A 26,834-nucleotide genomic window follows, 5' to 3' on the forward strand; every position below is an offset into this window, starting at 1 on the left:
AAAATTTTCCTTACCTGACTTTACTGTATAAAGAAACAGTATATACTGTTCTCTTATACAGTATTGTTCAGTTATACAGGTAAATAAAATGCTGGCTCATCTAAGTGTTAATAATTTTGCGATTGTTAAGTCTTTACAACTCGAGCTTTCTAAGGGCATGACCACCATTACAGGTGAAACAGGCGCGGGTAAATCCATTGCTATCGATGCTTTAGGGCTCTGCTTAGGCGGACGAGCCGATGCCGGCATGGTGCGACAAGGTGAAGAGAAAACCGAAGTTAGCGCCGCTTTTTTATTGGACAACAACTTACATGCAACACGTTGGTTAGAAGATAACGATCTGCTAGATGGCAGTGAGTGTATTTTGCGTCGTATTATCACAAAAGAAGGCCGCTCAAGAGCCTTCATTAATGGCAGCCCTGTTCCACTATCACAACTCAAATCTCTAGGGCAGCTACTTATCAATATCCATGGGCAGCACGCTCATCATCAATTGATGAAAAGTGAGCACCAAATGGCCATGCTCGACCAATATGCTGGGCATTTAAACCTACTAAAAAGCACACGAAGTGCTTACCAGCATTGGCGTCAGGCAGACAATAACCTCAAGCAACTAAAAGAAAATAGCCAGCAAAACCAGGCGCAAAAACAATTGCTTGAATACCAAATCAAAGAACTAAATGAGTTATCGCTAGGTGAAGAAGAATTTGCAGAGCTCGAGCAAGAGCACAAACGACTATCCAACAGTGGTGAACTCGCCACTACCTGTCAGCAAGCCATCGAACTTATTTACGAAGGTGAAGAAGTCAATGCGCTTGGTATTTTGCAATCGGCCAATCACTCCCTAATTCAATTAGCCGAATTAGATGAAAAGCTATCTGAGCTACCTAACATGCTGTCAGAAGCAATGATTCAACTTGAAGAAACGAAGAATGAATTACGCAGCTACTTAGATGGCATCGATGTTGATCCAGCTCGTATGGCTTATGTAGAAGAACGTTTTTCTAAAGTGATGTCTGTAGCTCGTAAACACCACGTAATGCCAGAAGAACTCTACCAGCATCATCAAGATCTTCTGGCCCAAGTAGAAGCGTTAGATTGCTCCGATGAACGTTTAGATGAACTTGCTCAAGAAGTAGAACACAAGTACCAAAGCTTTCTAACACAAGCAGAAAAACTGCACAAATCACGCATCCGTTACGCAAAAGAACTGAACAAACTGATCACACAAAGCATGCACGAATTGAGCATGGAGAAAGCAGTATTCAGTATCGAAGTTAGCAATGACAACACGCACCCATCGCCGCTTGGCATGGACAGCGTGTGCTTCTTAGTATCGACCAACCCGGGACAACCATTACAACCTATAGCAAAAGTTGCGTCAGGCGGTGAGCTATCACGCATCTCTCTAGCGATCCAAGTGATCACCGCTCAGAAAGTAGATACACCAAGTTTAATCTTCGATGAAGTGGACGTAGGTATTAGTGGCCCAACAGCTGCCGTAGTGGGCAAAATGCTACGCAAGCTTGGCGAATCTACTCAGGTATTGTGTGTCACTCACCTCCCTCAAGTTGCCGGATGCGGCCATCAACAAATGTTTGTAGCTAAGCAAACCAAAGCAGGCCAAACCGAAACCCAAATGCACGCATTAGATGAACAACAACGTGTGGCAGAATTAGCTCGCTTACTTGGGGGTAGTCAAATAACCGACTCAACGTTGGCAAACGCAAAAGAACTGCTTATCGCCGCTTAATAAATCGACAAGGGATGAGAAATGGATATCAGAGCAATACACAAAACCAACTGCTTAGATCTCATCCCTATTTTTATTGAGTTAGAACATTACTACTTCAAAGAAAAAGCTTCATCAAAACACGATCTGGTCCATTATCTAAAGAACCAAGTTTTCTCTGAACATTCTGGCGTTCATATCATTGCGGTTTACGATAATGATGACGTCGTAGGCTTTGCATCTTATACCGTCATGTTCCCTGCCCCAAAGCTCTCAGGGCAGATGTACTTAAAAGATCTGTTCGTATCTTCGAAGGTTCGAGGAAAAGGGGTTGGTCTCAAGTTAATGAAGTATCTGGCATCTTTGGCGATCAAGTGTGGATGCCAAAGGTTGGACTGGACAGCTGAAAGTAGTAACCCTACCGCAGGTCAGTTTTACCGCTCAATTGGTGCAACACTAATTCATGAAAAAGAGTATTATCGTTTTTCAGGTGATGCATTACGCGAATTCGCCAAAACCGACTAACGAGTCGCTAGGCTTGGCTCACCGCTGAAAGCGTCCATCACCCTACTTCCGATTGAAATTTGCTCTTCGTCACCTAACTAATACGTCATGTGGTGACATTTACCGTCTAATATCGGTGAATAAATGCAACTCAACTCAAAATTCGTTGTCAGATTGTCTACCATACGACGCATAGCTTTTTACATCTGCGTCGAGCTTGTTTATTATCAGCGCAGTATTTTAAAGGTTACTAAGAAATTATTATGCAATTAAAGAAGTGGTTAGTTGCCGTACCATTAGCAATGACATTGCTGACAGGATGTTCGGTATTGGAAAGACTGGTTTATCGTATTGATATCAACCAAGGCAACTATGTAGAACAAAGTGCGGTTGATAAATTAAAGTTTGGGATGACTAAAGCACAGGTTCGCTTCGTATTAGGGTCGCCAATGCTTATTGAAAACGGCTATCCAAACACTTGGTATTACATCTATCATCATACTCCTGGCCATGGCGAACCAGTACAGAAAGATCTGATTGTAAACTTTAATGACCAAGGCACGCTCGCAGACATCAGTGGTGACTTTCCAAAAAGTGACGCATTTTACGAGCAAATTCAGTAAACTGACTTTTGCAAAAAAACCTCCCGTTTGGGAGGTTTTTTATTATATAGAAATCATGTTAGTCAAACTTTGAGTAACTCACATGAGCTATTGGGTTAATATTAATCCTGCTTATTTTTACGTACAGAACTAGGCTTGCCACCGGTGACTGGGTCTGCACTCCCCTCGGTTTTAGCCTGCTCCGCCCGCTTACGGCGAATCTCTTTCGGATCGGCAAGTAACGGACGATAAATCTCTATTCGATCTCGATCTCGAACGGTCGCATCCAACTTCACGTTACGACTAAACACACCCACTTTGTTCTTGGACAAATCAATTTCAGGGTACAACTCCAATACACCGGATTGTCGAATGATCTCTTCTACCGTTGCGTGATTATTTACCACTAAGTTAAATACACGCTGTTCATGAGGAAGAGCATAGACAACCTCAACGTGAATCATATCTGACTCAATACTCATAACACTCGTAGACCTGTTTTGCGCGTTTAGTAAATGCATTTACCATATTACTAGTAAGCTCGTTAAAAATCTTACCGAAGGCCATCTCAATCATTTTACTTGAGAATTCAAACTCAAGCTTTAGTTCAACCTTGCAAGCTTGCTCATCTAGCGCGGTAAAAATCCAACCACCACGCAACGTCTTAAACGGGCCATCCACCAAGTTCATCATAATTGCTTGGCCTGGGATCAGCTCATTTGAAGTAGTAAACGTTTTGCTGATACCAGCCTTCGCCACATCGACAGAAGCCACCATACCATTACCCGAAGACTCAATGATTCTAGAGCCCGAGCAACCAGGCAGAAACTCAGGGTATTTAGCAACATCGTTAACCAGATTGAACATCTGTTCAGCACTAAAAGACACAAGCGCAGAACGGCTGACTTGCTTCATACATACTCCTATCGATACATGTACAGATTTAAAGCTCCTGCCAATTTTACTTTTATTCCACGATTGCGCAAATAAAAGGATTTCCTATCCGATATCCAACCCGTATAATGTCGCTATTATGGCAAAGAAAAAAACGAAACAAAAAGCGGGTAGCAATACTATCGCGCTGAATAAAAAAGCTCGCCACGAGTATTTCATCGATGATGAAATCGAAGCTGGCTTGGAGCTCCAAGGTTGGGAAGTGAAAGCCCTTCGCCAAGGTAAAGCCAATATTTCTGAAAGTTACGTATTTATGCGTGACGGTGAAGCCTTTGTGAGTGGCATGACAATCACTCCTTTAAATCAGGCATCGACACACGTTGTGGCGAACCCTACACGTGTGCGTAAACTACTAATGAGTCGTCGTGAGCTGGATAACCTATTCGGACGTGTAAACCGTGAAGGTATGACATTAACGGCCCTTTCACTGTACTGGTCTCGCTCTTGGGTGAAACTAAAAATTGGCGTAGCAAAAGGTAAAAAGCTGCACGATAAACGTACGGATCTAAAAGAAAAAGACTGGGCAAGAGAAAAAGCACGCGTAATGAAGAGCGCGCTGCGTTAATCTTGACCACTTAAACGCATAGTACTGGACAGCCAATGCTTTTCTGTTACTATGCGAATATTACCTGGGGCTGATTTAGGATTCGACGGGAATTCAGAAGTCTGAGGTGCATGCCGAGGTGCGGTAGGCCTCGTTAACAAACCGCAAAAAAATAGTCGCAAACGACGAAAACTACGCACTAGCAGCTTAATAACCTGCTAAGAGCTCTCTCGCCCTAGCTTCCGCACGTAAGACGGGGAACAACGAGGGATCAAACCCAAACGCGCTAGCCCGGATTCTCCCGCCTGAGAGATGAACGGCGAATTTTAATTCAGGCTAGTCATTCATTAGCGTGTCGGTTCGCAGGTGGATGGCGAAATTAAAGATCGACTAAGCATGTAGTACCAATGATGAACGGTTTTCGGACGCGGGTTCAACTCCCGCCAGCTCCACCAAACGTTTGGAAAAGGCCACCTTCGGGTGGCCTTTTTTGTATCAACTAAAATAGTCTCTTTTTTCAAACATTCATGCTTTCTGAAATCTTACTACATGGATTACCGCATACCTTTGGCCCATGTAGGTTTACAAACTCGTTGAGTATTAATCAGTAAACAAGAAGTTCATAAGTACTAATCAAAAAGGCAGAAAGCATGGTACTAAAAGCCCTGCAACTTAAAAGTCTTCTGCTTACCTATCCTTTCTAAGAGATAACTAGATCTAAGTCTAAAGTCTATACTCATCTCCCTCGATGAATTGATTGATGTATTCATTGTTAGTCCCTACTCGCTTGTTTCATTACAACTCTATAGATGTAATGACTACAAACAGTAGTTACAAAAAATAATGTAATTCTAATCACAAAGTTAACCTTAGATATTGAACAGAAACACAACATATATAGATTTTTAAATTTCAAAATGAAAATATTGTTGTGAAAAATTAAGTTGCTGGAATTATTACAGTCATATTAGTGAGCATTGTAATGAATTTTGAAGAAAGTAAATTGAATGACGAACACGTTAATCAATACACACCGCAAATCAATGGTGTGTTAACAAAGAAAGGAAAACCACTTAGTAGCCTAAAGGTTAGCCTTAGTATTGGTTTAAGCATGTCAGGGAAATCAATAGACTTATCAACATTCACAGACAGTACTGGTCGCTTTGAGTTTTCTCCAGTCTATGAAAATAAAGACGTCATAAGCACTCCTCTCATTGATCGCTATGTAACTATTGTTTTAGTCGCAGAACTCAGCAATGATGAAAGTACTATTATTTGGGAAGGAAGCTTTGATGGTTATAAAATAGAGGATTACGTAAAAAATAACATGGCTAACCTTGCTTGTGACACTGAGAACCCTCTTAAGTACTTTGCTTTTTCAATTGATGATGAAGAAAACGATGACTACTACGTGAACAGCCAATGTAACTTATTTGGTTATATAGACTCTGACTTGTATGGAAATTAAATAATGCACTCATGATGCAACTCCAGTTCCTATGTCTCCTCTTTGGCCATTCATTCACGGGGGCATTGAGTATCGGTTAGAAGGAGGTTCTGGTATCGACTTCCACGCTCATGGACTAGAAAAAAATCTGTTCCGGGTTATGTCAATAACGCTACAAGTAATGAGTGATCGGCACTACAATCTAAGCCTTAAACTTATCTAGAACGCAACGTATTTCTTGACTTCAACAATAGATATAACGCTCGGATGACTGATGGTTGGGTAAGTAAAATAGTCTCTTCAACTTTGACTTTACTAAGAATTTCAGGTCTGGGTCATATAATACAACAGATGCGACCGTAGGCCTTGCTACTTGGGTTCAATTAGCTAATTTCAGAGCTAAAAAATGAACGTAACGAACACGTACGCGGTATTATAGGCCACATAAATGTAATGTCAGGCAATGCGGAAATTAACCTATCTAATATTACTTTTAGAGCAATAAAGCTTTGTTTTTCAAGGTTAGTAAAAAGGCTAGACAGTCATGCTAGTAACGTATTAAATACCCTGGAGTAACAATAAAATAAATTAGCCATCGTTTTATATATACGCTTCATCGGTCTTAAATTATTTGAATGATAAATAATAAAAGTGCGAAGCTATTTTGCTTCGCACTTTTATTGAGTCCAGCACGGCTAACTATATTAGAAGCGATACTCTACACCTAGTGATGCTTGGTTAAAGTCTGTTTCCGTGTTTGCACCGTTCGCGACATTCTCCGCATTGAGTTCTACGTCGTACCACATATATTCTGCGTTAACTAAGAAGTTATCAGTAACTTTAAAACCCACACCGGCACCAGCGAATACACCTTCATCATCTTTGTTGCCTTGGAAGCCCGCAACGTTGTAATCCGTCGAGTACCACATTTGACCGCCTTTTGCGTAAAGGTCGACACGATCAGCAATGGGAGCGGTAACTTTTAGAGCCGCTGTATAGCCGTCCGTTTCGGCATTTGCTAGGTTATTACCATAGCTACCGAAATCAATGTAACCACCTTCCAACGCTAAGTAAGGATTAAAACGGTAACCAACTAAACCTTGAATAACATCGCTGTCATCATCAAAGTCATCTTGTCCATCAACTTTTAAGTAACCGTAGTTGGCGCCAACATATACACCATGATCGTTGGAGTCCGCAGCATGTGATAAAGTACTAAACGTTGCTAAAGAAAAAAGGCTAATCAAAGTAACAACATTGCTTTTCATTTCGTTCTCCTAATATAAGTTCCATTGAAGGTTCGAATAGTAAAGAGCAAATGCAATGCCAACTTTAAATTAATGAAAAATATATTTAATTTTATAGAATACTGACAATCCTCTAAAGAACGCCGAACAAAAACAGAAAAAACGATCTGTCCGTTTACTTTATATAAACAATACTAAATTGAGGTTAATCGATGATGTGAAAAAGATTCTTGTTAATTTGTAGATTTTTCAAAGAAATTAAATAAACATCTAAAATACTCTTGTAGATTAATCAGTCAAAAAACGCTTAGCTAGTTTTTATAAGAAAGGAAGCTAATCACACATACGTTGCATCTTACTTTGCTTCAAGCCGTGAATACTCTACTCTTTGCCTAAGCAGAGTTTAATGGAACTGAAGTATGTTAAAAGGCAGTGAATACCCTTCTATTCGAGCATTAAGGACGTTTGTCGCGGTCTCTAATTACCTCAGTTTCTCTAAAGCAGCGGATGCCCTATGTATTACGCAAAGCGCAGTAAGCAAACAAATCGCATCGCTGGAGCAATTGGTGGGTTTACCTTTAATACAAAGAAGGGCGAGTGGTATTGAGTTAACCGAAGAAGGCAAGCGTTATCTGCCGCAAGTCACAGAAGCTTTGGAGCTTATTCAGCATGCAACTGCCAACTTAATCCAGTCAGATTCAAAGCAAGAATTACTCACCGTGGACGTAACCCCTTCTTTTGCCAGCCTTTGGTTGATACCTAATATTGATGACTTCCACCAGCAACATCCTAACATCCGAGTAAGAGTCTGTACCGGGGATGGGAACGTCAAAGATTCGAGCAACGAAAGTGACTTACATATTCGCTGCCTTCCATTATCCACACATTATGAATACAGCCACTTACTGTGCGAAGAAACATTGTTATTAGTCGGTTGCACAAATGCTCCTGCAATTGAGAGTGTGCACGCTGTTAGTAATTATCCGTTTATACCTCAAATCACTCGCCCTCAGCTATGGGAGCAATTTAAAACTGTCTACACTGTAGAATCTCCCGTTACCTATCAACCTGTAGGCGTCGAACATTTTTACCTAGCTTGCGAAGCTGTCAGAATGGGAAAAGGGCTCGCCTTGCTTCCTGATTTTATGGCGCAGTATTCGATTTTAAGAGGGGACATTCAGCATGTTCTCAACCTCTCTTTACAGAGCGGTTATGGTTATTACGTGATGATTCCAAATTATCGACTTTCAGCTAAAAAAGTAGTGGCATTTCACGAATGGCTGAAGAGCAAGCTAAGTTAATGTTGTTTCTTTAAACTCGTTTAGGTAAACCAAAACAACTCAAAGACTTCGGTATCTGTCTGCTCAAATTTATGGCATTCTCATCCATACTATTTAAAAAGGATAAATGGATAGTAGGATATGGACAGCAACACGCCAAGACTCTCTTTACGCACCATTGAGCCGACCGATTACCCAGAGCTCGCGGAATTAATGGACCTTGTTTTTCCTGATGTTGGTGGCTCATGGCCACGCCTGACCATCATGGATCTCATTCATCAGTTTCCTGATGGCCAAATCTGTATTGAAGATAACGGCAAAATAGTCGGTGCAGCATTAACCATTAAAGTGGACTACAACCGCTTTTCTCTTCCTCATCTATATACCGACATCATTACCGAAAACAACGTCATACAGAATCAAGTAACCGGTGATGCAATGTATGGTCTCGATGTATTTGTCCACCCGGACTATCGAGGGCTACGTTTAGGTCGACGTTTGTATGATGCGCGTAAAGAGCTTTGCCGTAGTAAGAACTTCAAAGCAATTTTAGCCGGTGGTCGCATTCCTAATTACCACCAATACGCAGATGAACTGAGCGTTGCAGAGTACATCGACAAAGTAAAACGCCGTGAGCTTCATGACCCTATTTTGTCTTTTCAGCTTGCTAACGACTTCGATGTAAAACGAATCATGCGCGGCTACTTACCAGAGGATAGCGCTTCTAAAGGTTACGCGACACTGCTGGAGTGGGATAACTTTTTCTACGAAGAGGATATTCAATCCGTACACGATGTAGAAAAAACACTGATTCGGATTGGTGTCGTCCAGTGGCAAATGCGCGCGATGAATGACCTGGAGGATTTGCTCGATCAGGCTGAGTTCTTCATCTCTTCTCTTGCGAACTATAAAGCCGATTTCGCCCTATTCCCTGAATTCTTTAACGCGCCGCTGATGGGATTGCAAAACGACCAAAATTCCGTCGAAGCAATTCGCTTTTTGGCTAGCTTTACAGAAGAGATCAAAAACCGCTTCTCGCAGATGGCCGTCACCTACAACATCAACATTATTGCAGGCAGTATGCCCGTCATCGAGGATGGCAAGTTGTATAATGTGGCCTACTTGCTGCAACGAGATGGTGAAATAAACGCTCAATATAAGATCCACATCACGCCTCATGAACAAAGAGACTGGGTGATCGACGGTGGTGACAATGTTCAAGTGTTCGAAACCGATGCGGGCAAAGTCGGCATACTGATTTGTTATGACAGCGAGTTCCCAGAGTTGGGAAGAATGCTCGCCGAGCAAGGCGCACAAATTGTGTTCGTTCCTTTCTGGACAGACACAAAAAATGGCTACCAACGAGTACGAATCTGTTCCCAATCACGAGCCATCGAAAACGAATGCTACGTTGCAATTGGGGGCAGTGTCGGCAACTTACCTCGTGTTGATAATGTCGATATCCAGTACGCACAATCTGCCGTATTCTCACCGTCGGATATCTATTTCCCGCACGATGCGACCTTGACAGAAGCAAGCGCCAACACCGAAATGATAATCTTCGCTGATGTTGATTTGACTAAGTTGAAACAGCTTAATACCGAAGGCTCTGTCACCAACTTACGTCATCGCCGCCTTGATTTGTATGGCGCATTCACCAAAGCCAAAGAGTCATAAGGATCTCCCTAGTTCGCCGCTACCAAAGAGCGTGGCGGCGAGTAAAGCCAGCTGCAGGTTGATTCTGCGCAATTATCAGAGGCATGTCAGTTTTTCTCAACGGTGAGAAACAAGAATTGACCCAATAGGACATTCGGAGTATCACTCCAACTTCGTTCCGCTTTTACTAGGGGAAAGCTTTTGGAACATATTAACGAACTTCTCATGTCAATGAAGCCTTTGCTTGAGCAATATGGCTACGTTGCGCTGATTGTCAGTATATTTCTAGAAGGGATAGGTATCCCGATGCCTGGTCAATCACTGATGATCGCGGCATCTTTGCTCTCGTCAGAACAAGTCATGAACCTAAGTATGGTAATGATGGTATCGTGGCTGAGTTGCTTTTTTGGTAATACCTGTGGCTACTTAATCGGTTATTACTTTGAGGGGTGGTTAGATAAAAAAGGCTACATTTCCGGCCCGAAGATGCAAACGCTTCAATTAACTATCCAGAAATACGGCCCTACGTGCTTGGTCGTCAGCCGCTTTATTGAAGGAATGAAGCAATTTATGCCTCTTGCATGCGGTATCGCGAAAATGCCACGTAGAGAGTTTTTGCTCGGTAACGCCCTCGCGGCGACGGTTTGGGTATTGGTATTCAGCTTGTTAACTCACTTTGCATTTGAGCATTTAAGCGTGTTGAGCAACCTGTACACCGAATACAAATATCTGGTATGGGCATTTGCTGCTGTCTTATTTACGTGGATGGTTTTAGGTATTGTTAAACGCAAAAAAGCCAAATCAATGCAATAACAACAGTCTCTTCATTAGCGCATAACTAAAGCTCGTGGTATCAGTGAGATACGCAACACGAGCTTTTATCTTTTTCTTTACGTGTAAAATTTAAACAGCCATTTAGACGTCTAGACGTTGACAATGTAGAAATGTGATATTAGTCTGCTCTTCTCTCTTATCATTAACATTGTCGTTTACATGTCCGGTTCCCAACAAACTACTAAAACAGTTGCACCGTCTGCGGTCGCACTGATCCCATTAATTGTATTCCTTGCGCTATTTATTGGCGTAGGCACTTACTTATCTTTGCAAGGCGTGGAATTTGCCTTCTACCAGCTGCCTGCACCCATCGCGGTATTACCAGCCATCATCATTGCGTTTCTTTTAAGTAAAGAGAAACTTAACCGCTCAATCGAACACTTCATGCGTGGTGTTGGCCACCCAGACATAATCGCAATGTGTATGATCTATCTGCTTGCAGGTGCCTTTGCTGCGGTAGCAAAAGCCTCTGGCGGTGTTGATGCAACAGTAAACCTTGGTTTATCCGCTATTCCAACCAGCATGATTTTACCAGGCATTTTTCTGATTTCTGCTTTTATCGCAACAGCAATGGGGACTTCGATGGGTACCATCGCAGCCGTTGCCCCCGTAGCGTTGGGTATTGCTGAATCAGCAGGAATGAGCTTACCGTTAACCGCAGGCGTTGTACTGAGCGGCGCTATGTTTGGTGATAACCTTTCTATCATCTCTGACACCACCATCGCGGCGACACGCTCTCAAGGTTGTGAGATGAAAGACAAGTTTAAAGAGAACATTCGTATTGCTTTACCTGCGGCGTTGATCGCGATTGTAGTGTTCGCTTTCAACAGTACCGCGACTCAAGTGCCTGCAACTGGCGATATTGAGTGGCTAAAAGTCTTGCCGTACATCACTATTTTGATCCTAGCGGTATCTGGTGTGAATGTGTTTGTGGTTCTGTCGATTGGCATTCTTTTGGCTGGCGGCGTGAGCTTGGCATCGATTGACAATTACGGACTAACTAATCTAGCCCAAGACGTTTACAAAGGCTTTGGTAACATGCAAGAGATCTTCTTGTTATCCATGCTGATTGGTGGTTTGAGTGAACTGATGCGTCGCCAAGGTGGTCTTGCTTTTCTAACAAATTTCGTTAGTAGCCTTATCCACGCGTTTGGCTCTAGTCACTCTAAGCATGCGAACAGTCGTGCAAGCGAGCTAGGTATTGCAGGTTTGGTATCAATGGTCAATGGCTGTACGGCAAACAACACCGTAGCCATCATTGTATCGGGCAGCGTTGCTCGCCAACTGGCGGAAGAGAATAATGTCTCTCCTCGCCGCTCAGCAAGCTTGTTAGACATTTTCTCATGCGTGGTGCAAGGCGTGTTGCCTTACGGTGCTCAAGTACTGCTGCTAGGTTCCGTGTTCAACCTCTCGCCACTTGAAGTAGTTGCCAATTCTTACTACTGTTTTGCATTAGCGATAGCGGCTGTTGTCGCGGTGTTTATCAAACACCCCGCTCGTCAACCTGTAGCGCAAACTGAGAACTAACGACAAATACCGAAAAGGCTCCGATGGAGCCTTTTTACTTTCCTTTCTTCTTTTTTTTCTTTTCCGCGAGCAGATTTACTTCAAAGCTGAACGCAAACTTTGCGCACTGTGTAAAGGAATAGCAAAGCGATGCGCCACATCGCGTAGAGCTTCCACCTGAGCCGCGTTACTGATTGCTAATTCGCCTGCCACATCGACGTGGTTATTCTCAAACCCCACTCTCACATCGAATCCAAGTAACATCGCACTCGCTAAACAGTCTTGCTCTCGCGCGCCAAAAGCACAAATGGCACATCGAATTTCTTCCTCGACAAAACGCGCCAAATTCAAACCTCGTAAATCCCATGGCGAAGACTGTTGAGCTTGGTGATAACGCCCTAACACCACTAATGCATGCTGATGCGTTTTAGGTAACACGCCCGCATCACGCAGTTGGAAATAACGTTCAATGTCGGTTGCATCGTAGAGAATAATTTGGCTCACGATGTTGTGTTCTGCCACCCAATGGAAAAAGGCATGCCCTTCTTTCTCACTTGCGCGATCAGGGATTAACTCCCTCAATGCAAAAGAAGCCGCTTCTGGTTTCACAGCTTTAACTAACGCCATCTGTTGTGGCGGAGAATACAAGCCCACCGCCTCTGTGGTGAGCTGTACCATCATGTTTTGTCCCACCGCTTCTTTCACGGCATGGTAAATTGCCATGTTGTCGTCGATGTCTAATGAATGACGTCCGTTGGCGTCTCTAGCATGCAAATGGATCATGGCAGCCCCTGCCGTTTGACAAGCGATAGCCTCTGCAACCAGTTCGTCTGTTGTCATGGGTAAGCTGGCGTGATCGTGCTTAGTTTTTCTTGCACCGTTTGGGGCCACGATAATAGCGATAGGCTCTCGTATAAATCGATTTTCTAATTCCATTCCTTCGCTACCTCTTTTAGCGTTAATGAGAGTTTGCCAACTAGCTCATCAATATGGTGAGGCTGAATAATGAATGGCGGCGCAAGCAAGATATGGTGCCCATTAACGCCATCAATCGTTCCGCCCATTGGATAGCACATTAAGCCATTTTCCATTGCTCGCTGTTTGATGCGTTTGTCTGCCAATGTGGCTTTACTCAGAGGCGCCTTGCTTTCTTGATCCGCCACCAGCTCAATGCCAAAAAACAAACCTTTACCACGAATGTCGCCAATGTACGGTAAATGGGCCAATGCAGAAGTAAGCTCATTACGCAGCAAAGCACTTTGCCGATTCACCGCCGTTAACAAATTATCTTGGAAGATGGTTTGAATGGTCGCCACGGCAGCAGCGCACGCCACAGGGTGCGCCATAAAAGTATGACCATGTTGGAAAAAACCGCTTCCATCAGCAATAGCTTGATAGACTCGATCATTCGCAACCACCGCGCCAATAGGTTGATAACCCGCACCAAGCCCTTTAGCCATACACACCAGATCGGGTTCTGCCTCTTCTTGCTCAAACGCAAAAAAACTGCCACTGCGTCCAACGCCACACATGACTTCATCCAAGATCAATAACACATCGTATTGGTCGCATATTTCGCGAATACGCTTGAAGTAACCTTGTGTGGCAGGCACAGCTCCAGCGGTGGCTCCCACAATGGGCTCAGCGACAAAAGCCATGACATTATCAGCCCCCAACTCAAGAATTTTTGCCTCTAGCTCATTCGCCGCTCGCAATGAGTAATCCAATTCCGACTCATGACTCTGCTGATAACGATAAGCATAGCAAGGGGCGATATGATGGCTCGGGTGTAAGATGGGTTTGAACGGTTCACGTCGCCATTCATTACCTCCGACAGCCAGAGCCCCCAAGGTATTACCGTGATAACTTTGCTGACGCGCGATGAATTGCTTTTTCTCTGGCTTACCTGATTCCACGAAATACTGCCGCGCCATTTTTAGTGCCGACTCCACCGCTTCTGATCCTCCACTGACTAAATACACATGGTTGAACTGTTCAGGCATATGCTGACAAATCAATTCTGCTAGGCGCTCACTGTTGTCACTAGTAAAAAATCCAGTATGAGCAAATGGCACTCGCTCGATCTGTTCCAACATGGCTTTTTTAACGGCGTGATGACTGTGGCCAAGGTTTGATACCGCAGCACCACCACAAGCATCGAGATACTGCTTTCCATGCTTATCGAATAGATAAACACCTTCACCTCTATCGATGATTGGTAGCGTGGCATGGCAATGACGGTGAAATACGTAAGACATTTGAGTCCCTTCCAATGTGTAATACTTGCACACATCATCAGGAACAAACCCAAACGTGACAAGAGAATAAATCTCACCCTCTATGAGCTTTTGGAATGCCACAAACCAAAAACACCAAAACCCTTGATATTTAAACAATAAAATAAAAATAGGCCAGCTTTTTTAAAGGCTGGCCTATGGGTAACCCAAAGCTAAAAACAGAATCGTTTACGCGTTTAGTGCCTGTTCTAAATCGGCTAGAATATCGTCAATATGTTCAATACCCACCGATAAACGAATCATCTCTGGAGACACACCAGCTTGTTTTTGTTCTGCTTCGCTCAATTGACGATGAGTCGTCGATGCAGGATGACAAGCCAATGATTTTGCATCGCCAATGTTCACCAAACGCTTAAAGATTTTCAAAGCATCATAAAAACGCACACCAGCGTCATAACCATCTTTTAAACCAAACGACAAAATCGCAGAAGGCTTACCTTTCATGTATTTTTCGGCGAGATGGAAGTGTTCAGAACTTGGCAATCCGGCATAACTTACCCAACTGACTTTGTCATTCTGTTCCAAGAATTCAGCCACTTTGAGTGTGTTCTCGGTATGGCGCTCCATACGCAGCGGTAACGTTTCTAGCCCTTGCATAAGCATAAATGCATTCATCGGTGATAATGCGGCTCCGGTATTACGCAGTGGTACGGTACGCGCACGCCCGATAAATGCCGCCTCACCAAACGCTTCGGTATACACCACGCCGTGGTAAGAAGGTTCTGGTTGGTTGAAAACAGGAAAGCGGTCTTTGTGCTGCGCCCAAGGGAATTTACCTGAATCCACAATCACGCCACCCAATGTGGTGCCATGCCCACCAACGTATTTAGTGAGAGAGTGAACTACGATATCCGCACCGAACTCGATGGGTTTGCACAGCACTGGCGTCGCGACGGTGTTATCCACAATCACAGGCACGCCTTGTGCGTGAGCAAGCTCCGCCACACGTTCTAAATCGATGATATTACCTGCAGGGTTACCAATGCTCTCGCAGTACACCGCTTTGGTATTTTCATCAATTAACTCGGCCAAACTTTCTGGCTTGTCATCTTTAGCAAACTTCACCTGAATACCCTGATTTGGCAGCATGTGCGCAAACAAGGTATAAGTACCGCCATAAAGTTGCGGCGTAGAAACGATGTTATCGCCCGCTTGCGCTAAGGTCAGAATCGCATAGTTAATCGCTGCACTCCCCGCACTCACGACCAATCCAGCAATGCCGCCTTCTAACGCCGCCATGCGTTTTTCCAGAACATCGTTAGTCGGATTCATGATGCGAGTGTAGATATTCCCCGGCACTTCCAAGTTAAACAGATCAGCGCCGTGCTGCGCGTTGTCAAACTCGTACGCGACTGTTTGATAAATCGGTGTCGCGACAGATTTGGTGGTCGGGTCAGTTTCGTAACCAAAATGGATGGATAGCGTTTCGTCTTTCATGTTCTTCCCTGTCTTTCATCACTCAAATAGCGGCAAGCAAAGCACTTACCTTGCTTATAAAACTTATATTGCCCAATTTTTCAACAAATAACGTAGGGATAAATCACAGAGATAAAACGCTAATTCAACTGTCCAAGTAACCAGTGACGAAACGTTTCTGTCGCATTCGTACGTGTGTTCATGATCAAGTAATACCCTGCATTGGCAGGAATCGGTTTGAATGGAGAAACCAAACGCTCTGTCGTCAATTCATCCTCAATCAATGCCATTCGAGCCATCGCAATCCCAACGCCAGCTTCGGCTGCAGACATCGCCATATCCGTTCGATTAAAAAAGTGTCCGACATCGGTTTTAAAATCCAACCCCATCGCTGACGCCCAATATAGCCACTCATAGTCACGCGTCGCTTTTTCCCATGGCATCGCATCGTGTAGTAGCGTCGCCTCTTGCCATTGCTTCACTGGCATTGAGTTTTTTTGCTCACCAAACAACGTTTTTAGCCAGCCATGATCCTCAAGGTATTTTGGACTCATCACCGGTAGCAGATGCTCATCCAAAATCAGCTCCGCGTTAGCATTTCTATAAGGATGAAGACCATAGTCAATTGCGACGTCATAGTCTTTTATCTCACTATTTACCAGCGCACCTTCCGCAAAGATTTGTACTTGGATATCCGGATTATCATGATGGAAGCTTTCGAGCTTTGGGACTAACCATTTGAAAGCAAAAGAAGGCGTCAACTTCAAACGAATTTCATTGGTTTGCTTTTCTACTTTGAGCTCATCAAGCAATTTGCTCAGTTCCGAAAAGTGAAACTGCGTCGCTTGGTGTAACTGAGTGCCTTTTACGGTTAAACGAATACCGCGAGAGTGGCGTTCAAATAAAGTAAAACCTAATAACGCTTCCAAATGAATAATTTGTTGGCTTATGGCACCAGTGGTGAGGTGTAAATGTCTTGCGGCACCAGTAAAGCTACTGTACTCCGCGACTTGGCTAAATAGGCACAAACCACTTATCAGATTACTTTTCATCCTTGAGCCTATAGTTTTTCTAAACACTGTGTGTAATTTATATCGATTGTTAATAAAAGGTAAAGAAAAGAAACTGAGCACTCTGATAAATGTGTGGAGTGCATCAATGGAAGTCATCGTATTAGGCAGCGGCGTTATCGGCTTAACCTCTGCTTGGTATTTATCTCAAGCAGGCTATCAAGTTACCGTCATTGACCGCCAACCAAGCAGTGCCATGGAAACGAGCTTCGCCAATGCCGGGCAGATCTCGTATGGCTATTCTTCGCCTTGGGCTGCGCCTGGTGTTCCTGTTAAAGCCATTAAGTGGTTAATGGAAGAGCATGCTCCACTTAAAATCAAACCCACTCTGAATGCCGACATGATCCGCTGGGCGAGTAAAATGGTCGCGAACTGCACCCTACCTCGCTATCAAGTTAACAAGGCTCGCATGCTTTCGATCGCTAACCACAGCCGTATTTGCTTAGAACAGTTACGCCAAGAACACGCCATTGAGTATCAAGGACGTCAGTTTGGGACCTTGCAAGTATTCCGAACACATCAACAGCTGCAAGCTATTGAAAAGGACATGCAGCTCCTTGAACAAAGCGGAACCCGATTTAAGCTAATGGACGTCGAACAATGTATTGAACAAGAGCCAGGGCTTGCACTTGTGAAAGACAAACTGGTTGGTGGCTTGCATCTACCTGATGACGAAACGGGCGATTGCCATCAATTTTGCCAACAACTAACGGAGCTTGCTAAGGCACACGGTGTCCGATTTGAGTTCGATACTGAAGTAAGCAATTGGGTTACAGTAGGCAAAAAGATCATAGGTGTCCAAACGAACCGAGGACAATTTAAAGCAGACCAATATGTAGTGGCCTCTGGCAGCTACTCTACAGCGCTACTCAAGCAACTCGATATTGATATTCCGGTCTACCCTGTCAAAGGCTATTCACTCACCATCCCGATGGAAGATGAACACTTCTCTCCTCGATCTACTGTGATGGATGAAACCTATAAAGTCGCTATGACTCGATTTGATGACAGAATTCGCGTAGCTGGCACCGCAGAATTAGCAGGGTTTGATACTTCCCTTCCACAAAAGCGCAAAAACACTATCGAAATGGTCATCCGTGATCTTTTTCCTCGTTGTGGTGACTTCAGCCAAGCTGAGTTTTGGAGCGGCTTTAGGCCAATGACGCCTGATGGCACACCAATTATCGGCGCGACTAAATACGATAACCTTTTTACTAACACCGGACACGGAACTCTGGGTTGGACGATGGCTTGTGGTTCAGGTCAATTGCTAGCAAGCGTAATGAAAGGTGAAAAAACAAAAGTGATGGATAATGCGGAGCTTAACCTTTGTCGTTACGCCTGAGGACATGACTGAACAAAAAACAGGCAGACACTTACTCCACAAAATGCATAACCACTGGCATTTTTAACTCATCAAAATCGCAGCACATTTAAATGACAATGTGCTGCATAATTAATCATCAGGCAAATCTTCTACCTAAAAGGAGCAAATAAGCAACAAGAACCAAATTTTAACAACTACTCTCCATTCTGTGTTCATCATCACGCTACAAAGGATTTGTAGCTAAAAAAGTTAACAATTGCATTACATAAAGGGTAATGTATTGTGTGAAAAACAACCACAAACACAACTAACAGGGAAAATACTCATGCAGTCATTAGTTGATTTTCTGAATGGAATTATTTGGAGCCCGGTACTGATCTATTTGTGCCTTGGCGCAGGTTTGTTCTATTCAATCATGACGCGTTTTGTACAAATTCGTCACTTCTTTGAGATGTGGCGCTTATTACTTTCAGGGAAGAGTTCAACAAAAGGGATATCATCATTTCAGGCACTTGCCGTTTCACTGTCTGGCCGTGTAGGTACAGGTAACATTGCTGGTGTTGCTGCTGCTATCGGTTTCGGTGGCCCAGGCGCCGTATTCTGGATGTGGGTCGTAGCCTTCTTTGGCGCTGCAACCGCATACGCAGAATCAACACTTGCACAAATTTATAAAGAAGAAGACGAAGGCGAGTTCCGTGGTGGCCCTGCTTACTATATTGAGAAAGCAATGGGACAAAAATGGTACGCTTGGATCTTTGCTATCGCGACCATCTTTGCTTGTGGTGTTCTACTTCCTGGCGTTCAATCGAACAGTATCGGTAACGCAGTAGAAGCCGCATTTGGCTCAGGTGACATGATTGAAACCGCTATTGGTACCTTCAGTTTTGCTAAAATTTTCACTGGTACGGTTGTTTGTGTCATTTTGGCTTTCATCATTTTTGGTGGCGTAAAGCGTATCGCGAACTTTACCCAAGTCGTTGTGCCATTTATGGCGTTAGCTTACATCATTACTGCGTTTGTCATCATCCTTCTAAACATTGGTGAGGTTCCACGCATTTTCGGCATGATCATTGGTGACGCGTTCACACCAATGGCAGGCGTTGGTGCAGCAATCGGCTGGGGTGTAAAACGTGGTGTCTACTCCAACGAAGCAGGTCAAGGTACTGGTCCTCACGCAGCAGCAGCAGCGAGTGTTGATCACCCAGCTCAGCAAGGTCTTGTTCAATCTTTCTCTATTTACATCGATACATTACTTGTGTGTTCAGCAACCGCGTTCATGATTCTTATCACTGGCGCGTACAACGTAAATGGTGCGATTGAAGGTACATTCCTGGTTCAAAACCTACCAGCGGATATTGGTGCAAATGGCCCTGTGTTTACACAGATGGCGATCGAAAGCGCACTACCTGGCGTGGGTAAGCCATTCATCGCAATCGCTCTATTCTTCTTCGCGTTTACGACCATTCTGGCTTACTACTACATTGCAGAAACGAACATTGCTTACATTCGTCGTACGTTCAAAGTAAATGGACTGATGTTTATTCTGAAAGTCATCATTATTTCATCCGTGTTCTACGGAACCGTGAAAACCGCCAACTTAGCATGGGCGATGGGTGATGTAGGCGTAGGACTGATGGCGTGGCTAAACATCATCGGTATTTTGATCATCTTCTTTATGTCGAAGCCTGCACTCAAAGCATTGAACGACTACGAAGAGCAACAAAAACGTGGTGTGACCGATTTTACATTTAACCCTGTTGCACTGGGCATTAAAGGCGCAGATTACTGGGAAGATAAGTACCGACGTAAAACGGGTAAAGCACCAACGGCAGACAGCAATAGCGCAGAAACTGTTGAGCAACCATCAACATAGCGTTATCACATAAATAAGAAAAAGCAGTGGTCCGATTGAGGACATAAAAAAGGGGGATTAACCAATGGTTAATCCCCCTTTCTTCATTATGAGTAACAGCTTAGGCGATAACCGCTTCAACTTTACGAGCGATTTTTGCTTTACCGACAGGTAATACTTCACGACCAAATTCGTTGTTCAGTACTTGCGCCATTGCAAAGTAAATTGCACTTGCGCCACAGAAGATACCCTCGAAGCCAGCGATAGCACCGATCACTTCGCTACCAGTGAAATCACGAGCAGCAAGCAAGAAGAACAGGATAGTTAGAGAACCAAATACCACTTGCTTCGCTGTTGGGTAACATAGAGAACCAATGAACATGAAACCAGTGAAGATGCCCCAAAGCGCTAGGTACCAACCCATAAAGCTTGCAGGGCTTGCAGGAAGACCCATGTGAGGCATTACGATTAGACCAACCAATGTTAGCCAAAATAGACCGTAAGAAGTAAACGCAGTTGTGCCGAACGTATCACCGCGTTTAAAACACATGATGCCAACGATTACTTGGCTAAGGCCACCGTAAAAGATGCCCATCGCTAGAATCATAGAGTCAATTGGGAAAAATCCTGCATTATGAATATTGAGCAGAATAGTGGTCATACCGAAACCCATTAGACCTAGCGGTGCTGGGTTAGCCAGTTTTGTCGACATGTACAAATACCTTTTTTCAAAAATGTTGATAAAAAATGCGCGCGAATTTTAATGGGCTGCAGAACAAAAGAGAAAAGCTGTTATTGAAAACTTAGATTCCATAAATAAACCACTACATATATAAAAAAAGACCCTGCAAAAAAAGCAGAGTCTTTATAGATGGTTAGGTTGTTTTTTACTCGATCACTGACAAGAAATCTCGTCCCAGAACCAGTTGCTTTGCGTTGGGCTTTCCCATACTCCAGGGCCATTTTTTGCGACAAAACATTTGTTTTGGTACGTCACTTTATCGCCGTTAGCGACTTGCGTTACACCCGGCTCCCACTGAATAAAATTGCCTGTCACTGGTGGTTCTGGCTCGGTTACTGGCGGCTCAGGTTCTGTGACGGGCGGCTCTGGCTCAGTCACCGGTGGTTCAGGTTCCGTTGTAGGCGGCTCCGTAGGAGTGCCTGAAACCAGCTTCCACGGGTCTCCTTTCGTTGGCTCATTACCTTGTGACCACCATTTCGCTTCGTAAACAGCACCTTGGTAAGAGACTTGTTCCCCCGTGTTATATACTTTGCCAGAATCCCAAGCTGCCACACCACCTACAGGCGGATCGACCGGATCCACTGGATCTAACTTGTCAACTACACGAACTTCTGGCCAACCCGCATGAGATTGGTAGAAGTTAGTTACACATTTCTCATAATCACCCGCAACTAGCGCAGAGTAAGCCGTTTGGAAACCAACAAGTTCACATTCAAAAGAGTGGCCTCCCGGACGATCTGAGTAGTATTTCCAGTTTCCATCCCAGTTGGTGTACAACACGTCTGTCGCACCATTCAGATTTAAGCTACCGTAAGGCGTCTGCTGCCAACAGGTATTGGTCTCATCGGCTTCAATTGGAATTTGATAATGGGCGGCAAGACCTTCCCAATAACGAATACGGTTAACAGGTTGACCTTTATCCTTGTTTTGCTCACCACACTCAATACCACCATTGATCACGTTGATGGTGGTACCAAAGCCGTAACCAATGCCAGCATCAAGCTCACGCTGTGAAGGCACCCAAGTACGGTCAATCACATGTAGCATTGCAGGTTTCGGTGCTTGTGGGGTTAGGAAGAACCAGATAGCCGATGCTAAGTTCAGCCACGAATCCGCAACCAAGCCTGGATTTTTTAGCAATACAGATGCATCACCATCAAACATCACTTCAGAGAACGCGCCATAGTTAAAATGGTAAGAAAGCTGTTTTGCACCACGTCCAAAGTAACCTTGTCCAGGTTCACATGGCCAGCGTTTGTTTTGCCAGTCATTTTGACCACAACCTGTTGTGTAACCTTCTTGCCCTTCAGACCATCCCATTTCTCGCACATGAACCAAAGCTTGCTGCCACTCTTCCAACCCTAGCGGATTATCCGATACGTTATCGATCGAAATATGGCCACCGGTTTCTTGTGCAAAGTGAGCAAACGCTGTCATGATCGATTTTTTACAAATTGCATCCGAATCACGACCGTCTGTGTACTCACCACAGAATGCAGGGAACTTACCAATTGCACGTAGGAAACGCGTGTAAGTGTATTCAGGTGCCGCCATTTGAGTCAGGAAGTCCCACTCACTTTCGGGGAATACACGCTCTACACGCTTCACGTTTTCTGGGTTGGTTGTCGCCCCTGGAACAATCGCTTCAACTACTGAGTTCGGGCGTGTCTCTAATGCTTGTGACCAAATGGCATACATAGGATCAGAAGTTTTGCTTTGCTCTACGGCTTGAACGTCACCACGAGCAATAACATAACCATTCGGATTTTGCGGATCGGGCTGAATATTCATACTCGCATTCACTTGTGCTGCTAAGACACAACTCAATGCAAGAGGAAGATGTTTGAGTGCAAACATGTCTAGTCTCCGGATTTCAACAATACAATATACGAGGAATAACTAGACATATAGTGGATCATATATACGAAACACCGAGCCAAGTACGTTGATTCTGCGAGACAAAATGAATAAATAGGTCCTCACACACATTTTGTCACAAGAAAAATGTTACCTTGACTCAAAAGAAAAGCGGAGACCCTGTGAGCCTCCGCTTTGTGATGTTTCTCTCTTTATTGTTCTGCCGAAACCACCTCTAGCTTCGCGGTTGACTTTTGTTTAGACAGCACAAAATAAACCACACACTGAGAAATAATTGCGGCAAGCACAATCACTGGTGAGGCGTTGATTCCAGCTAAAAGAAAACACCCTAATGCGATCATTCCATTGAGTAATGCGTAAGGCAATTGTGTACGGAAGTGCTCATACTGTTCACACCCCGCTCCTGTCGACGACAAAATCGTAGTTTCAGAGATGGGAGAACAGTGATCGCCAAACAAGCCACCAGATAATACCGCACCAATACAAACCAACAGTGGTGCATCAATCGCAACGGCAGTTGGGATCACTAATGGCATCATGATGGCGAACGTCCCCCAAGATGATCCCGTAGCGAATGAGATAACACCAGCAAGCAAAAAGGCGACTGCTGGCAATAGCCAGTACGGGAAACCGGCTTGAGCTTGTTCAGCAATGTATGCAGCTGCACCTAATTCTTTCCCAACCGAGCTAAGCGCCCAAGCCAATACCAGAATCACCGCCACTGACATCATGTTTGACATCCCTTTCAGATAAACCTGAATACCATCCGAAAGCTTTCTTACGCCATAAAACGCCATCAGCGCAATTAAAGTGAAGGCCGCGAAGAAATATGCAGAAGAAAGTGCAGCCCTAAACGTTGATCCTGCCACTTTTTGAAATGGAAAACCGTGTGGCACGAGGATGGTACATAGAACCACCAGCATAACGAGCAGCGGGGCCCATACAAAACTAGATTTTGCATCTTTATGCGTAAACACATTCATGGACTCCTGCACTTTCCCAAAGTCAGAGCCCTGCTCTGCTAGTTGTTCAGCCTTCGCCATCGGTCCGAAATCTAATTTGAAGAAAGAGATAATCGGCACAATCGCGATCGCAAGAAAGGCGTAAAACTGATACGGGATCGCACCAATGAAAGCATCCCAATCACTCATACTGACATTCAGGGCAGTAAACTCTTTTTGAATCAATCCCATGATGTAAACGCCCCATCCGATAAAAGGGATCAAGATTGCGACGGGAGAGGAAGTAGAGTCGATAATAAAAGCTAATTTTTGGCGTGATACTTTTAACTTATCAAATAAAGGGCGAAAAACAGGGCCAACAATCAGTGGTGTACCAAGGTCTGAGAAGAAAATAACCACACCACCGAACCATGCGGACAGTTGAGCTTGGCATTTACTCGCAACCCATTGAGTAACCTTTTTAGCAAACGCCACACCACCGCCAGATTTCTCCATCAAGGCAACAAAGCCACCAATAAAGACCAAGAGCAAAATGACGCCCGCATTGTAGCTGTCAGTTAATTGCGGCAGTAGATAGCTTTTCATCAATGCACTAAACGAGTCTAGTGGCCCTTTTTCGACAAATGTCCCTTCGAGCATAGCGACACCACTCACCACACCGGCGAATAAACCAACAACGACATTTCTTGTGGTCAGCGCGAGGAAAAGAGTAATAAGGATGGGAATGAGAGAGGTAACGTCAGCCTGTTCCATAGCAATACCATTTATGATAATCAAACAATTAAAATGAATATATATTTAATTTAACCGCATGTATATATTTCTCACAAAAAAGTTGAGCCACCTCTTCACAAACTTGAAGTACAAAAAAACCAGCCCGAAGGCTGGTTCTTATAAACTCAACTGTCTAGAGGAAAATTATTCCCACTCTATTGTAAACAAGACATTTTTATCTTTTATATTCAATGGCTTATTTTCCTGCTAATTGGTAATACCATGAAAAATACCATGCTCAGAAAAGGCTTAACAATATTTTGAAAAATTGCCTACTGAGCGCTGCCGCACAGCTCCATAGGCCGCTTTCCTGGCTTTGCTTCCAGATGTATGCTATTCTGCTCCTGCAGCTAATGGATCACCGCAAACAGGTTACTCGCCTGGGGATTCCCTTTCGACCCGAGCATCCGTATGAGACTCATGCTCGATTATTATTATTATAGAAGCCCCCATGAATAAATCGCTCATCATTTTCGGCATCGTCAACATAACCTCGGACAGTTTCTCCGATGGAGGCCGGTATCTGGCGCCAGACGCAGCCATTGCGCAGGCGCGTAAGCTGATGGCCGAGGGGGCAGATGTGATCGACCTCGGTCCGGCATCCAGCAATCCCGACGCCGCGCCTGTTTCGTCCGACACAGAAATCGCGCGTATCGCGCCGGTGCTGGACGCGCTCAAGGCAGATGGCATTCCCGTCTCGCTCGACAGTTATCAACCCGCGACGCAAGCCTATGCCTTGTCGCGTGGTGTAGCCTATCTCAATGATATTCGCGGTTTTCCAGACGCTGCGTTCTATCCGCAATTGGCGAAATCATCTGCCAAACTCGTCGTTATGCATTCGGTGCAAGACGGGCAGGCAGATCGGCGCGAGGCACCCGCTGGCGACATCATGGATCACATTGCGGCGTTCTTTGACGCGCGCATCGCGGCGCTGACGGGTGCCGGTATCAAACGCAACCGCCTTGTCCTTGATCCCGGCATGGGGTTTTTTCTGGGGGCTGCTCCCGAAACCTCGCTCTCGGTGCTGGCGCGGTTCGATGAATTGCGGCTGCGCTTCGATTTGCCGGTGCTTCTGTCTGTTTCGCGCAAATCCTTTCTGCGCGCGCTCACAGGCCGTGGTCCGGGGGATGTCGGGGCCGCGACACTCGCTGCAGAGCTTGCCGCCGCCGCAGGTGGAGCTGACTTCATCCGCACACACGAGCCGCGCCCCTTGCGCGACGGGCTGGCGGTATTGGCGGCGCTGAAAGAAACCGCAAGAATTCGTTAACTGCACATTCGGGATATTTCTCTATATTCGCGCTTCATCAGAAAACTGAAGGAACCTCCATTGAATCGAACTAATATTTTTTTTGGTGAATCGCATTCTGACTGGTTGCCTGTCAGAGGCGGAGAATCTGGTGATTTTGTTTTTCGACGTGGTGACGGGCATGCCTTCGCGAAAATCGCACCTGCTTCCCGCCGCGGTGAGCTCGCTGGAGAGCGTGACCGCCTCATTTGGCTCAAAGGTCGAGGTGTGGCTTGCCCCGAGGTGATCAACTGGCAGGAGGAACAGGAGGGTGCATGCTTGGTGATAACGGCAATTCCGGGAGTACCGGCGGCTGATCTGTCTGGAGCGGATTTGCTCAAAGCGTGGCCGTCAATGGGGCAGCAACTTGGCGCTGTTCACAGCCTATCGGTTGATCAATGTCCGTTTGAGCGCAGGCTGTCGCGAATGTTCGGACGCGCCGTTGATGTGGTGTCCCGCAATGCCGTCAATCCCGACTTCTTACCGGACGAGGACAAGAGTACGCCGCAGCTCGATCTTTTGGCTCGTGTCGAACGAGAGCTACCGGTGCGGCTCGACCAAGAGCGCACCGATATGGTTGTTTGCCATGGTGATCCCTGCATGCCGAACTTCATGGTGGACCCTAAAACTCTTCAATGCACGGGTCTGATCGACCTTGGGCGGCTCGGAACAGCAGATCGCTATGCCGATTTGGCACTCATGATTGCTAACGCCGAAGAGAACTGGGCAGCGCCAGATGAAGCAGAGCGCGCCTTCGCTGTCCTATTCAATGTATTGGGGATCGAAGCCCCCGACCGCGAACGCCTTGCCTTCTATCTGCGATTGGACCCTCTGACTTGGGGTTGATGTTCATGCCGCCTGTTTTTCCTGCTCATTGGCACGTTTCGCAACCTGTTCTCATTGCGGACACCTTTTCCAGCCTCGT

24 protein-coding genes and 1 other RNA gene are annotated in these 26,834 nt (G+C 44.9%); 15 read left to right on the forward strand and 10 right to left on the reverse strand.

Features of this window, described 5'->3' with window-relative positions; all coding sequences use genetic code 11:
- Positions 1 to 88: 88 nt before the first annotated feature.
- The 3 genes from recN (at position 89) to bamE (ending at position 2,859) form a co-directional block, all read left to right on the forward strand.
- Positions 89 to 1,753, forward strand: a complete 1,665-nt coding sequence (gene recN / locus R8269_RS13440) for a DNA repair protein RecN (protein WP_025768877.1) — start codon at positions 89 to 91, stop codon at positions 1,751 to 1,753.
- Between the two features lie 21 nt (positions 1,754 to 1,774).
- Positions 1,775 to 2,257, forward strand: a complete 483-nt coding sequence (locus R8269_RS13445; protein WP_025768876.1) for a GNAT family N-acetyltransferase — start codon at positions 1,775 to 1,777, stop codon at positions 2,255 to 2,257.
- A gap of 242 nt (positions 2,258 to 2,499) precedes the next feature.
- Positions 2,500 to 2,859 carry an outer membrane protein assembly factor BamE gene (bamE, locus tag R8269_RS13450; RefSeq protein ID WP_017820585.1) on the forward strand — a complete coding sequence of 120 codons (360 nt, stop codon included), beginning with the start codon at positions 2,500 to 2,502 and terminating at the stop codon, positions 2,857 to 2,859.
- A gap of 101 nt (positions 2,860 to 2,960) precedes the next feature.
- Here bamE and R8269_RS13455 read toward each other — a convergent pair whose 3' ends face one another.
- Positions 2,961 to 3,320 carry an RnfH family protein gene (locus R8269_RS13455; protein WP_025768875.1) on the reverse strand — a complete coding sequence of 120 codons (360 nt, stop codon included), beginning with the start codon at positions 3,318 to 3,320 and terminating at the stop codon, positions 2,961 to 2,963.
- Positions 3,310 to 3,753 (reverse strand): SRPBCC family protein, encoded by a 444-nt coding sequence (locus R8269_RS13460; protein WP_005381641.1) that lies wholly within the window; start codon positions 3,751 to 3,753, stop codon positions 3,310 to 3,312. The genes R8269_RS13455 and R8269_RS13460 overlap by 11 nt, the downstream gene beginning before the upstream one ends.
- Positions 3,754 to 3,871: 118 nt before the next feature.
- Between R8269_RS13460 and smpB the strand changes: the two genes are divergently transcribed.
- The 3 genes from smpB to R8269_RS13475 all read left to right on the forward strand — a co-directional run bounded on the left by smpB (position 3,872) and on the right by R8269_RS13475 (position 5,804).
- Positions 3,872 to 4,357 (forward strand): SsrA-binding protein SmpB, encoded by a 486-nt coding sequence (gene smpB / locus R8269_RS13465; protein ID WP_005381642.1) that lies wholly within the window; start codon positions 3,872 to 3,874, stop codon positions 4,355 to 4,357.
- 66 nt (positions 4,358 to 4,423) lie between these two features.
- Positions 4,424 to 4,791: a transfer-messenger RNA gene (gene ssrA / locus R8269_RS13470) on the forward strand.
- A gap of 527 nt (positions 4,792 to 5,318) precedes the next feature.
- Positions 5,319 to 5,804 carry a DUF6795 domain-containing protein gene (locus R8269_RS13475; protein ID WP_053302978.1) on the forward strand — a complete coding sequence of 162 codons (486 nt, stop codon included), beginning with the start codon at positions 5,319 to 5,321 and terminating at the stop codon, positions 5,802 to 5,804.
- Between the two features lie 683 nt (positions 5,805 to 6,487).
- Here the strand turns inward: R8269_RS13475 and R8269_RS13480 are convergent.
- On the reverse strand, positions 6,488 to 7,051 hold the full coding sequence (locus tag R8269_RS13480; protein ID WP_005381668.1) for a porin family protein: 564 nt from the start codon (positions 7,049 to 7,051) through the stop codon (positions 6,488 to 6,490).
- 398 nt (positions 7,052 to 7,449) lie between these two features.
- Here R8269_RS13480 and R8269_RS13485 point away from each other — a divergent pair, with 398 nt between their 5' ends.
- The 4 genes from R8269_RS13485 to R8269_RS13500 all read left to right on the forward strand — a co-directional run bounded on the left by R8269_RS13485 (position 7,450) and on the right by R8269_RS13500 (position 12,327).
- On the forward strand, positions 7,450 to 8,331 hold the full coding sequence (locus tag R8269_RS13485) for a LysR family transcriptional regulator (protein WP_005381669.1): 882 nt from the start codon (positions 7,450 to 7,452) through the stop codon (positions 8,329 to 8,331).
- Between the two features lie 120 nt (positions 8,332 to 8,451).
- Positions 8,452 to 9,987 carry a bifunctional GNAT family N-acetyltransferase/carbon-nitrogen hydrolase family protein gene (locus R8269_RS13490; RefSeq protein WP_053302977.1) on the forward strand — a complete coding sequence of 512 codons (1,536 nt, stop codon included), beginning with the start codon at positions 8,452 to 8,454 and terminating at the stop codon, positions 9,985 to 9,987.
- A gap of 204 nt (positions 9,988 to 10,191) precedes the next feature.
- Positions 10,192 to 10,779, forward strand: a complete 588-nt coding sequence (locus R8269_RS13495) for a DedA family protein (protein WP_005383738.1) — start codon at positions 10,192 to 10,194, stop codon at positions 10,777 to 10,779.
- Between the two features lie 180 nt (positions 10,780 to 10,959).
- Positions 10,960 to 12,327, forward strand: coding sequence for a Na+/H+ antiporter NhaC family protein (locus tag R8269_RS13500; protein ID WP_115385756.1), 1,368 nt, complete (start codon positions 10,960 to 10,962; stop codon positions 12,325 to 12,327).
- A 75-nt stretch (positions 12,328 to 12,402) separates the two neighbouring features.
- Here R8269_RS13500 and R8269_RS13505 read toward each other — a convergent pair whose 3' ends face one another.
- The 4 genes from R8269_RS13505 to R8269_RS13520 all read right to left on the reverse strand — a co-directional run bounded on the left by R8269_RS13505 (position 12,403) and on the right by R8269_RS13520 (position 17,071).
- Positions 12,403 to 13,242 (reverse strand): 3-keto-5-aminohexanoate cleavage protein, encoded by an 840-nt coding sequence (locus R8269_RS13505; protein ID WP_318222561.1) that lies wholly within the window; start codon positions 13,240 to 13,242, stop codon positions 12,403 to 12,405.
- Complete coding sequence (locus tag R8269_RS13510; RefSeq protein WP_137281745.1) at positions 13,233 to 14,564, reverse strand: aspartate aminotransferase family protein; 1,332 nt, start codon at positions 14,562 to 14,564, stop codon at positions 13,233 to 13,235. Before R8269_RS13510 ends, R8269_RS13505 begins: the two co-directional genes overlap by 10 nt.
- Before the next feature lie 207 nt (positions 14,565 to 14,771).
- On the reverse strand, positions 14,772 to 16,040 hold the full coding sequence (locus tag R8269_RS13515) for an O-acetylhomoserine aminocarboxypropyltransferase/cysteine synthase family protein (protein ID WP_005381677.1): 1,269 nt from the start codon (positions 16,038 to 16,040) through the stop codon (positions 14,772 to 14,774).
- Between the two features lie 119 nt (positions 16,041 to 16,159).
- Positions 16,160 to 17,071 carry a LysR substrate-binding domain-containing protein gene (locus R8269_RS13520; protein ID WP_042521185.1) on the reverse strand — a complete coding sequence of 304 codons (912 nt, stop codon included), beginning with the start codon at positions 17,069 to 17,071 and terminating at the stop codon, positions 16,160 to 16,162.
- A 106-nt stretch (positions 17,072 to 17,177) separates the two neighbouring features.
- Between R8269_RS13520 and R8269_RS13525 the strand changes: the two genes are divergently transcribed.
- Together R8269_RS13525 and R8269_RS13530 are read left to right on the forward strand one after the other, a co-directional pair.
- Positions 17,178 to 18,434 (forward strand): D-amino acid dehydrogenase, encoded by a 1,257-nt coding sequence (locus tag R8269_RS13525; protein WP_042521183.1) that lies wholly within the window; start codon positions 17,178 to 17,180, stop codon positions 18,432 to 18,434.
- A gap of 307 nt (positions 18,435 to 18,741) precedes the next feature.
- The gene (locus R8269_RS13530; RefSeq protein ID WP_005381681.1) at positions 18,742 to 20,289 is read left to right on the forward strand and encodes an alanine/glycine:cation symporter family protein; all 1,548 of its coding nucleotides are present in this window, start codon (positions 18,742 to 18,744) and stop codon (positions 20,287 to 20,289) included.
- Between the two features lie 100 nt (positions 20,290 to 20,389).
- On the opposite strand, the gene R8269_RS13535 is transcribed toward R8269_RS13530, so the two are convergent.
- The 3 genes from R8269_RS13535 to R8269_RS13545 form a co-directional block, all read right to left on the reverse strand.
- Positions 20,390 to 20,980, reverse strand: a complete 591-nt coding sequence (locus tag R8269_RS13535; RefSeq protein ID WP_005381682.1) for an acetate uptake transporter — start codon at positions 20,978 to 20,980, stop codon at positions 20,390 to 20,392.
- 183 nt (positions 20,981 to 21,163) lie between these two features.
- Positions 21,164 to 22,867: a chitinase gene (locus R8269_RS13540; RefSeq protein WP_054579030.1), complete on the reverse strand. Its 1,704-nt coding sequence runs from the start codon at positions 22,865 to 22,867 to the stop codon at positions 21,164 to 21,166.
- A gap of 212 nt (positions 22,868 to 23,079) precedes the next feature.
- Positions 23,080 to 24,603, reverse strand: a complete 1,524-nt coding sequence (locus R8269_RS13545; protein ID WP_238970196.1) for a Na+/H+ antiporter NhaC family protein — start codon at positions 24,601 to 24,603, stop codon at positions 23,080 to 23,082.
- A gap of 472 nt (positions 24,604 to 25,075) precedes the next feature.
- Between R8269_RS13545 and sul2 the strand changes: the two genes are divergently transcribed.
- The 3 genes from sul2 to R8269_RS13560 form a co-directional block, all read left to right on the forward strand.
- The gene (gene sul2, locus R8269_RS13550; protein WP_001043260.1) at positions 25,076 to 25,891 is read left to right on the forward strand and encodes a sulfonamide-resistant dihydropteroate synthase Sul2; all 816 of its coding nucleotides are present in this window, start codon (positions 25,076 to 25,078) and stop codon (positions 25,889 to 25,891) included.
- A 60-nt stretch (positions 25,892 to 25,951) separates the two neighbouring features.
- Positions 25,952 to 26,755, forward strand: coding sequence for an aminoglycoside O-phosphotransferase APH(3'')-Ib (gene aph(3'')-Ib / locus R8269_RS13555; RefSeq protein WP_001082319.1), 804 nt, complete (start codon positions 25,952 to 25,954; stop codon positions 26,753 to 26,755).
- Positions 26,755 to 26,834: aminoglycoside phosphotransferase family protein (locus R8269_RS13560; protein WP_219564665.1), on the forward strand; the 80-nt coding region annotated here is incomplete at its 3' end. The genes aph(3'')-Ib and R8269_RS13560, both read left to right, overlap by 1 nt.

The organism is Vibrio sp. Vb0667 (assembly GCF_033391095.1).

Coding starts and splice junctions, on each gene's coding strand:
- recN (WP_025768877.1), top strand. CDS start 89: ATGCTGGCTCATCTAAGTGTTAATAATTTTGCGATTGTTAAGTCTTTA.
- R8269_RS13535 (WP_005381682.1), bottom strand. CDS start 20,980: ATGTCGACAAAACTGGCTAACCCAGCACCGCTAGGTCTAATGGGTTTC.
- R8269_RS13495 (WP_005383738.1), top strand. CDS start 10,192: ATGTCAATGAAGCCTTTGCTTGAGCAATATGGCTACGTTGCGCTGATT.
- R8269_RS13490 (WP_053302977.1), top strand. CDS start 8,452: ATGGACAGCAACACGCCAAGACTCTCTTTACGCACCATTGAGCCGACC.
- R8269_RS13545 (WP_238970196.1), bottom strand. CDS start 24,603: ATGGAACAGGCTGACGTTACCTCTCTCATTCCCATCCTTATTACTCTT.
- R8269_RS13455 (WP_025768875.1), bottom strand. CDS start 3,320: ATGAGTATTGAGTCAGATATGATTCACGTTGAGGTTGTCTATGCTCTT.
- smpB (WP_005381642.1), top strand. CDS start 3,872: ATGGCAAAGAAAAAAACGAAACAAAAAGCGGGTAGCAATACTATCGCG.
- bamE (WP_017820585.1), top strand. CDS start 2,500: ATGCAATTAAAGAAGTGGTTAGTTGCCGTACCATTAGCAATGACATTG.
- R8269_RS13480 (WP_005381668.1), bottom strand. CDS start 7,051: ATGAAAAGCAATGTTGTTACTTTGATTAGCCTTTTTTCTTTAGCAACG.
- R8269_RS13530 (WP_005381681.1), top strand. CDS start 18,742: ATGCAGTCATTAGTTGATTTTCTGAATGGAATTATTTGGAGCCCGGTA.
- R8269_RS13510 (WP_137281745.1), bottom strand. CDS start 14,564: ATGTCTTACGTATTTCACCGTCATTGCCATGCCACGCTACCAATCATC.
- R8269_RS13460 (WP_005381641.1), bottom strand. CDS start 3,753: ATGAAGCAAGTCAGCCGTTCTGCGCTTGTGTCTTTTAGTGCTGAACAG.
- R8269_RS13475 (WP_053302978.1), top strand. CDS start 5,319: ATGAATTTTGAAGAAAGTAAATTGAATGACGAACACGTTAATCAATAC.
- R8269_RS13505 (WP_318222561.1), bottom strand. CDS start 13,242: ATGGAATTAGAAAATCGATTTATACGAGAGCCTATCGCTATTATCGTG.
- sul2 (WP_001043260.1), top strand. CDS start 25,076: ATGAATAAATCGCTCATCATTTTCGGCATCGTCAACATAACCTCGGAC.
- R8269_RS13515 (WP_005381677.1), bottom strand. CDS start 16,040: ATGAAAGACGAAACGCTATCCATCCATTTTGGTTACGAAACTGACCCG.
- R8269_RS13445 (WP_025768876.1), top strand. CDS start 1,775: ATGGATATCAGAGCAATACACAAAACCAACTGCTTAGATCTCATCCCT.
- R8269_RS13500 (WP_115385756.1), top strand. CDS start 10,960: ATGTCCGGTTCCCAACAAACTACTAAAACAGTTGCACCGTCTGCGGTC.
- R8269_RS13520 (WP_042521185.1), bottom strand. CDS start 17,071: ATGAAAAGTAATCTGATAAGTGGTTTGTGCCTATTTAGCCAAGTCGCG.
- R8269_RS13485 (WP_005381669.1), top strand. CDS start 7,450: ATGTTAAAAGGCAGTGAATACCCTTCTATTCGAGCATTAAGGACGTTT.
- R8269_RS13540 (WP_054579030.1), bottom strand. CDS start 22,867: ATGTTTGCACTCAAACATCTTCCTCTTGCATTGAGTTGTGTCTTAGCA.
- R8269_RS13525 (WP_042521183.1), top strand. CDS start 17,178: ATGGAAGTCATCGTATTAGGCAGCGGCGTTATCGGCTTAACCTCTGCT.